The following is a 9,148-nucleotide window of genomic DNA, read 5'->3' as shown; positions in this document are numbered from 1 at the left end:
ATGCTCGCCGAAGCGATCAATGAACAAAGCGGGCCTACTGCCGAAGCTTATGATTTCATAAACCAGGTACGCAAACGCGCAGGTCTGGCCGCATTGGCCGGTTTGGATAAAAACACTTTCAGGACAGCTGTATTGAAAGAACGCAGACTGGAACTCGCATTCGAGAACCAGCGGTTCTTCGACCTGAAAAGAACCATGACACCTGCACAATGGGCTGCATTTATGAATGCACACGGCGCACGCGAAAGAGCGAAGCCGACCATCGATAGGGGGAATGTTCCATTCAACTCCACCGATTATGTGTATACCGAAAATGAGTACGTGCTGCCGATCCCTGCGCCGCAGATCCTGATCAACGCAAAACTGACTCAGAACCCGGGGTACTAGGCCAATGCATCGGGGAAGCACAAGCAATTGTGTTTCCCCGGTAAAAACTATAACTTATATGAGCATTAGTCGTTTTACAAGCTCCTGATTATTCCTGAACCCCTAATTTTTTTGATTGTGTTACTTCAAGCAAACGAAACATTCTGGCTGTGGCAGTTTTTAGGCCGGTTGCACCCTTTAATGGTCCATTTTCCGATTGGATTACTGCTGGTTGCCCTTTTACTTGAGTTAATGGACTGGCGCCGCAAGTCGGCTGTATTGCGTGACGCAACTGCGATTGTGACCTGGGTTGGCGCCGGAAGTGCGTTACTCGCTGTTGTATTCGGCTTATTGCTGGCCGATTCGGAAGATGCAAGTGGTACCAGCTTCGAAATCCATAAATGGTCGGGAATCGCTACCATGACGCTTGCAGTGGCAGCCACATTTGCATTAAGATCCAGGAACCGCTCTGTTTTCCGCTCGCTCCTTTTTGTTACCGTTTTCGGCGTTTCGTTTGCCGGGCATTACGGAGCAATGCTCACCCACGGCGACGATTACCTGTCGAGCGTATTACCCTCGTCGTCCGAACCAAAAGAACTTTCCGGAACCGACGAAGCCGATTTTGTACTCACCAATACAGGCGCATTGAGCCCCGAGCAGGTGCAAAACCTGAATGTGGAAGTACGCACTATCCTTGCACATAACTGTTATAGCTGCCACAGCGAAACCAAAACCAAAGGCGATCTGCGGCTGGATAGTAAAGAAGCCATCATGAAAGGAGGCGAAGGCGGCCCGGTAGTTGTGCCCAATCATCCTGACAAAAGTGAGATGATCCGTCGCATTACTTTGCCCAAAGGCGATAAGGAAGCTATGCCGACCAAAGGCAAAAGGCTGACCGAACGCGAAGTGAATGTCCTTAAATTCTGGATTGAAAAAGGTGCATTGTGGCCGGATGGACAGCAAAAGAGCATTTACCGCGTTGCAGCGCTTGAACCAAGAACCCCAGCGGTTCCAGCTCCCACTGCCGAGTTGAATAAACCGGTGGATTTGTTTGTTAATGCATATTTCAAGAAGAATAACGTAGCGTGGAAGTCAGCTGTTGATGATCGCCTGTATATCCGTCGCGTTTACCTGGACATTATCGGACTGCTGCCGCCGCCTGAGAAAGTGGACGCATTCGTTGCAGATAACCGCCCCGACAAACGCGAAGTACTCGCAAGAGAACTTTTGAACCGCAATGATGATTACGCCCAGCACTGGATGTCGTTCTGGAATGATGCATTGAGAAACGATTATTCGGGTACCGGCTATATTACCGGCGGCCGGTTTGATATTACGAAATGGCTTTACAGCTCGTTGCAAAGCAATAAGCCATACAACTGGTTTGTAAAAGAACTGATCAGTCCGACCAGGGAATCGGAAGGATTTATTAAAGGTATTAAATGGAGGGGCACGATCAATTCGAGCCAGCGCACCGAAATGCAGGCCGCGCAAAACGTGTCGCAGGTATTTCTTGGACTAAACCTTAAATGCGCTTCCTGCCACGACAGTTTTGTAAGTGACTGGAAGCTGGCCGACGCTTATGCATTCGCAAACATCTTTGCAGATACACTTCTTGAAATTAACCACTGCGACAAACCCACCGGAAAAATCGCCGGTACCAAAATGCTTTTCCCTGAACTGGGTGAAATCAGCGTAGATGCACCGACGGAGAAGCGACTTCGCCAGCTAGCAGACTACCTGGTGCAACCCAAAGACGGCCGATTATACAGGACGGTAGTTAACCGTGTGTGGGCGCAGCTAATGGGCCGCGGCATTGTGGAGCCGGTAGATGTAATGGACAATGTACCATGGAGTGAAGATCTGCTGGATTGGCTCGCTTCTGATTTCGTGGCAAATGGGTACGACATGAAAAAGTTGATCTATACCATTGTCACTTCCAAAACTTACCAGCTTCCTTCCACCTCGGTGAAAGAGGCGGGAGACATTATGGCGAATGATTTCAAATTTACCGGCATGGTGAGAAGAAGGCTCTCTGCCGAGCAGTTCTCGGATGCGATCAGTATTGCATTCAAGCCAATGTACTCCGATTCAGCGATCATGTACAAGCGGCTTCCGGAAGATATCAAACAGCGGCTGCCATTTGCCCGGGCTGCTTTTGTGAAGAACGATCCGTTCCTTACTTCGCTCGGCCGGCCAAACCGCGAGACCGTCAGTACAAGCCGCACCTCGCAGGCTAACCTGTTGCAGGCGCTGGAACTGACTAATGGAAATAAGTTTACTGAAACTTTGAAAACAGGATCGAAAGAATGGAAGGCAAAGTATCCGACATCGGATTCGCTGGTAACCGCATTGTACCGGAAAGCGCTTGGGCGAACACCATTGCCCAAAGAGATCGCAGCAGCGAAAAAAATCCTCGGACCAGCGCCTAGCGAAGAAGGAATTCAGGACCTGGTTTGGGCGATCGCGTTGGTACCGGAGTTTCAATTAATATATTAAGAATAATATTAAAGACACTTACATGAAGTATTAAAAGTTTAATACAAATGATAAGTACAAGATGTATCAGTCTGTTTTAACATTTAATATTAACATACAGATATTACTTAATAAAAGTCTTAAATGCGATTTAACCTAAGTTGTTCATTACTAATATTCTAAAATATAATAGCAATGCAGAGCAAATGGAATAGGAGGGAGTTTTTGCAGCATGCCAGTGCCGCAACACTGGCTGCATTGGCAGCGGGGGCTCCCGTTTCAAACCTGCTTTCTTCCTGTAAAAGCAAGTCTGACTCCTCGGCAGATACTGTAATCCTTTTATGGATGGCGGGGGGAATGGCACATACCGAGACCTTTGATCCAAAATTGTACACGCCTTTCGAGAAGGATATGGAAGGCAATCGGGTGTTAAGTACTTTCAAATCGCTGCCTACCAAGCTGGATGGAATTCACTTTTCCGAAGGTCTGCAATCGATTGGAAATGTAATGGACAAAGGAACGTTGATCCGGTCTTACGTGGCAGCTGACATGGGACACATCTTGCATTCGCGCCACCAATACCATTGGCATACCTGCTATGAGCCACCGCAGACGGTGGCCGCGCCGCACATCGGTTCCTGGATCGCCAAAGAGCTTGGCCCGAAGAACCCTGTGATTCCTGCATTCGTGGATATCGGTCAGCGATTCACTGTGGGAGAAGCGGAAGAGCTGAAAGCTTTTCATACTGCCGGGTTTCTGGGAAACGAATTTGGCCCATTCTTCATTCCTGATCCGAGCCAGGGACTTGAAAGCGTACGCCCGCCCGTCGGAATGGATGCAAAGCGGTTTGAACGCAGAAACCAGCTTTACAATGAACTGATCAACAATAGTCCGGTCGGGGAATTTGGCAGCGACTACCAGCGTGAATCTTTGAAACGGTCGATGGAGCAAGCTTACGCATTGCTGAATTCACCAGAGTCAAAAGCATTCGACCTGAGTACTGAGCCTAAAAAGAGTTACGATATTTATAACACAGGCAAATTCGGACTTGGTTGTCTGCTAGCGCGCCGGCTCACGGAACAAGGTGCAAGATTTATCAGTGTAACGACGGAATATGAACCATTCAAAGGCTGGGATACCCATGAAAACGGACATACCCGCCTGGAAGAAATGAAGAAGCAGATCGACGGCCCGATTGCACAGCTGATCAAAGATCTGGATGAAAAAGGACTGCTGGATCGTACCATCGTCGTTTTAGCGAGTGAATTCAGCCGGGATATGATGGTAGAAGGCAGGCCAGATGCCAAGGTACTGGAACAAGTAGCCCAGCCCGACATTCTTTCCGACCTGAAATTTTATGGAATGCACCGGCATTTCACCGACGGTTGCTCCATGCTGATGTTCGGTGGCGGTATCAAAAAAGGGTTTGTGTACGGAAAAACAGCAGACGAACGACCCTGCAAAACCATTGAAAACCCAATCAAAATTGATGGCGTGCACCAAACGATTTATCACGCACTCGGTATCGCAGAAGACACGCAATATGAAGTTGAAAAGCGCCCATTCTACACAACTCCCGATGGAAAAGGGAAGGCAGTAATGGAATTGTTGAGTTAAGGTTAGTCCCGCTGTTGGATAAAAGGCTGAATCATGCGGGCGTGAATCAGCCTTTTATTCAGCAGATTATACCGAATAATAAGTGACTGGGTACTCCATTAGAAATTGAAGAACTAAGCTCATTTCTTTGAGAAGAGCGACAATGTTCCATCACTAGTGTCAACACAGTTCAATTATGGCCCAGACGACCTTTTTCCATTCAGAAGAAATTTACAATTTAAAGTCTCCCAAGGAGATTACCCCCGTATTGGTGCAACTCTTCCAGCCCAAAAGTGTAGTCGATTTCGGATGTGGTTTGGGGACTTTTCTTTATTGTTTCAAGGAACAAGGTGTGGAGCGTGTTATTGGAATGGACGGCCCCTGGGTGGATAAAAACCTTCTGAAAAAGTATCTCGGCGAAAATGAATTTATTGAAACTGACCTGCAGGAGCCACACCTGAAAGTCAGTGACCGATTCGATCTTGCAATCAGCCTGGAGGTTGCTGAACATCTGTCACCAGCAAGTGCGGACAGGTTTATCGAGAACATTGTTTCATTGAGCGACAACATTGTCTTTTCGGCTGCTATCCCAAGTCAAGGCGGGCAGGGCCACATCAACGAGCAATGGCCGACTTACTGGATCCAGAAGTTTGAAAACCACGGGTATACTTGTCATGATATTTTGAGACCATACTTCTGGAACAATCCGAATATTTTTTGGTGGTACAAGCAAAATATCCTGGTGTTTTCGAAAGCCAGGACCCTTCCTCATTCCTTACCTCAAAAAAAATTATACGACATAGTTCATCCGGAACTACTGAAAGCCAAGTCGGATTCGATGAATGGAAAAACAGCCGGCTTTTACTTTGCACTTCGCTTGTTTATGAACGTTTGTAAGAACAAGCTTGGTCTCCGTTAGAAAAGGCTTAAAGACCTGAACAAAAACTAGTTCTCCCACCAGCATAGCTAATTACGAGCATACCACGGTACTCCTCACAATCTGTAAGGAGTACTTTTTTTATCCTTCAAACCCCGCAGACCGCAGCAATCCCGAATATATCCTGCAAAAACAAGGAAAATGAAATATTCTTCAAAACCATACAGAGCAGGACAGTCGATTCTGGTAATCATTCTACTATTGCAGAAATATTACTTTGAGAATTAAAGATTGGCTTTTCATGCTACGCAAGCCAGTTTGTTCTTAGAGTATTCCTATTTAAATCGACCAACTCTCTTCGTCTTTTTTGTACTTGACTCTATTTAAGGCACTTATGCGCCTTAAATGAGATATGATTTAAATAAGATTAAATACAAGTATTTCAATTCATTATTGACTATTCCTAACCCATGATCATTATTCACTTAAAACCGGATTGTATGCCAAAAGTCAGAAAGTAAAGTAATTCTCAACTCTAAAAGTCCCCAGGGACAAACCTCGACAAAACATTAATGCTAAATCCTATGAATCAATTTCGACAATTTCCCTATTGTTCCGGATTTAATTCTTTCATCAAACTCTCATTGAGCCAGGTGCTCATTGGCGCAGCTTGTGGACTGAATGCGTATGCCGGTAACAACTACGCGATCCCGAATGCATATATCGAAAGTGGTAGCTTCGCGATCGACAAGAATATCAAGGGCAAAGTAACCGATGAAAGTGGTGCAAGTGTGCCCGGCGTAAGTATCCTTCTTAAGGGAACTACGATCGGCACAGTTTCCGATGCGGAAGGTGCTTATTCGATTAACGTACCAGATCAGGGAGGAACTCTGGTCTTTTCTTCTGTTGGTTTTGTGTCTCAGGAAGTCGCTGTCGGCAGCAACAATACAGTTGATATTAAACTGCTCTCTGACTCGAAGGCACTTTCCGAAGTGGTGGTTGTAGGTTACGGTAGCCAGCTGAAAAAAGAGATTACCGGTGCTGTGCAAACTGTTAAAAGCGAAGAGCTGAAAGACATTCCTGTTTCGCAGGTAACCCAGAAATTGCAGGGAAGACTTGCCGGTGTGCAGATCAACCAGACTACGGGTAAGCCGGGACAGGGTATGTCTGTACGTATCCGCGGGCAGGTTTCTGTAACAGCAGGCAGTGATCCGCTATATGTTGTCGACGGTTTCCCGATCACCGGAACGATTGCGCAAATGAACCCGGACGAAATTGATGATATTACAATACTGAAAGATGCTGCCTCAACCTCCCTTTACGGTTCCAGGGCGGCAAATGGCGTGGTGCTGATCACGACAAAAAGAGGAAGACCCGGCCAGACCAATGTAGGATTCAATGCATTTTACGGTTTCCAGAAGGTACCTCAAAAAGGGCGCATTGAAATGCTGACAGCGCAGGAATTTGCGCAATTCAAAAAAGAACTGTTTGAAGATGAGAACAGAACGGTGCCCGCTCCATTTGACAAACCCGAGCAATTTGCCAACCAGAATAATGACTGGTACGATGCATTGCTGCGAACAGCTCCGATCCAGAGCTACAACCTGACCGTCAGCTCGAATAAGGAAAATATGCGTACCTCACTCGTTGCGGGTATTTTCAACCAGGAGGGAGTTGTGATCAACAACAATTACAAGCGTTTTTCGCTGCGGATGAATACCGAGTATGACATATCCAGCAGAGTGAAAATCGGCTTCAATATCGCGCCACAGTATGTTTACGATAATACACCCAGAACTGACGGTGACCGCGGTACAGGTATTCTCTTCAATGCGCTGCATACTTGGCCGGTCATGCCGATCCGCGACTCAAATGGAGACCTGACTAAATTCAATCGTTTCCCCGACAACACCGGAAACATATATGCCTATCCAAACTGGGTGCGCGCGGCAGAAGAGCTGACCAATGAAACCAAGATCACGAAGCTGCTCGGTAACAGCTACCTGCAATACCAGCCAGTCAAAGGTCTGACATTAAAATCGACGCTGAATGTGGAGATGGAAAGCAACAAATTTTTCTTCTTCAATCCATCAACAGCGACCAGCCAGATCAACGTACCCATTCCGACTACCGCTTCTTCCATTCGCCAGAACTACCAGAACTTCTCCTGGCTGAATGAAAACCTGGCCACTTACAACCACAGCTTTGGCGAGAAGCACAATTTCGAGCTGCTCGGCGGTTTTACCCAGCAGAAGTTCCGTCAGGAATTTGACCGCATTACCACCAATACCTACACAGAAGACCGGCTGCCAACTATCCAGGGTGCATTGAACATTGACCGCGGTGGTAGCTTCAATGTCAATGGAATTTCGGGATCAAATACATTTAATGGTGTCAATGAATGGTCGCTGCTATCTTATATCTCACGCCTGACGTACAACTACAAGGGCAAGTACCTGTTTACAGCAGCTGTCCGCGCTGACGGATCTTCACGTTTCGGTTCTGAAAACCGTTGGGGAACATTCCCGTCGGTGTCTGCGGGCTGGGTCGTTTCTGACGAGAACTTTATGCAATCCATCAGCCGCGTTTCGTTTGCCAAACTGCGCGCGAGCTATGGTGTGATCGGTAACAACAACATTGGTAACTACACGCAGTACGCGCTCATCAGTCCGAACAATGCAGTTTTTGGGGATAAAGTCGGCCCGGGCGCAAATGTAACTTCCCTTGCAAACCCGAACCTGGGCTGGGAAACTACCAAGCAGTTTGATACAGGTCTTGACCTGGGTTTGTTCAACGACCGGATCCAGTTCATTTACGACTTTTACACCAAACGTACTACCAATCTGCTTTACGCGGTTCAGGTACCTCAGGAGTCAGGCTTTACCAATTACAATGACAACATTGGTGAGATCAAGTTTTGGGGACACGAGTTTTCAATCACTTCCCGTAACCTCGACGGCAGGTTAAAATGGACTACTAATGCGAACATATCGTTCAACCGGAACAAGGTAATGGAACTGGCACCGGGCATTGACCGCGTTTATGGTAGCTTCCACATTACGCAGGTTGGTCAGCCTTTTGGTCAGTTTTATGGAATGGTAAAAGAAGGTTTTTACGAGAGTGCCGAAGATCTTGCAAACTCGCCAATTATACCGGGCCGCTCTGCAATCGGAACAATCAAATTACGTGATGTGAATGGCGATGGCGTTATCACTTACGGTGGCGATGCCGACGACCGTACCATCATCGGGAGCCCTTTTCCAAAGTTCACTTATGGTATCACCAACAACCTGAGCTTTAAAAACTGGGATCTTTCCATTGTGGGTTCAGGGTCGCGGGGTAACCAGCTTTGGGTACGCCACATGTACAGTACTGCGAACCTCGACGGCGTTTTCAACATGGTGGCCGGCGTGAAAGACCGTTTCCGCGTGAAGAATGTGACCAACGAAAAAGGAGTGGGGATAGCTACAACCGTCATTTCAAAAGGAAATGGAATGTTTGGCGCGACCAACAATGGTGGAAACTATACCGGGATCGAGCGCGACTGGAACAGCTCTCACTTCCTGGCCAATGCGTCGTACTTCACGATCAAGAATGTGACGCTGGGCTATAACATCGGCGCTGGCAACAAATTTTTCAAGTCAGCCCGTTTGTATGCTTCGATTCAGCAGGTGTATGTTTTCACAAAATATTGGGGTGGACCTAACCCGGAAACGAGCGCACAGGCAGACGGACAAAGTGACGGTGGTAACCTGAGCCAGGGAGTCGATTTCTCCAACTATCCTGTACCACGTACCTGGACATTGGGCGTGAACCTTAACTTTTAGTAAG

5 protein-coding genes are annotated in these 9,148 nt (G+C 47.2%); all 5 read left to right on the top strand.

Annotated elements, in window-relative coordinates:
• Positions 1-387 (top strand): RagB/SusD family nutrient uptake outer membrane protein (locus ACTIE6_RS05480; RefSeq protein ID WP_439555668.1); only part of this gene is annotated, 387 nt, incomplete at its 5' end.
• Positions 388-567: 180 nt separating this feature from the next.
• Positions 568-2,865 (top strand): DUF1549 domain-containing protein, encoded by a 2,298-nt coding sequence (locus ACTIE6_RS05475; RefSeq protein ID WP_439555670.1) that lies wholly within the window; start codon positions 568-570, stop codon positions 2,863-2,865.
• 174 nt (positions 2,866-3,039) lie between these two features.
• Positions 3,040-4,461: a DUF1501 domain-containing protein gene (locus ACTIE6_RS05470; RefSeq protein WP_439555667.1), complete on the top strand. Its 1,422-nt coding sequence runs from the start codon at positions 3,040-3,042 to the stop codon at positions 4,459-4,461.
• Positions 4,462-4,636: 175 nt separating this feature from the next.
• Positions 4,637-5,359, top strand: coding sequence for a class I SAM-dependent methyltransferase (locus ACTIE6_RS05465; RefSeq protein WP_439555666.1), 723 nt, complete (start codon positions 4,637-4,639; stop codon positions 5,357-5,359).
• Between the two features lie 542 nt (positions 5,360-5,901).
• Positions 5,902-9,144, top strand: a complete 3,243-nt coding sequence (locus ACTIE6_RS05460; protein ID WP_439555665.1) for a SusC/RagA family TonB-linked outer membrane protein — start codon at positions 5,902-5,904, stop codon at positions 9,142-9,144.
• Positions 9,145-9,148 lie beyond the last annotated feature (4 nt).

It is taken from the genome of Dyadobacter sp. (assembly GCF_051859145.1).
Classification (GTDB): domain Bacteria; phylum Bacteroidota; class Bacteroidia; order Cytophagales; family Spirosomataceae; genus Dyadobacter.
Note: the sequence above shows the minus strand (reverse complement) of the source record. Positions and strands in the feature narration are given on the sequence as shown.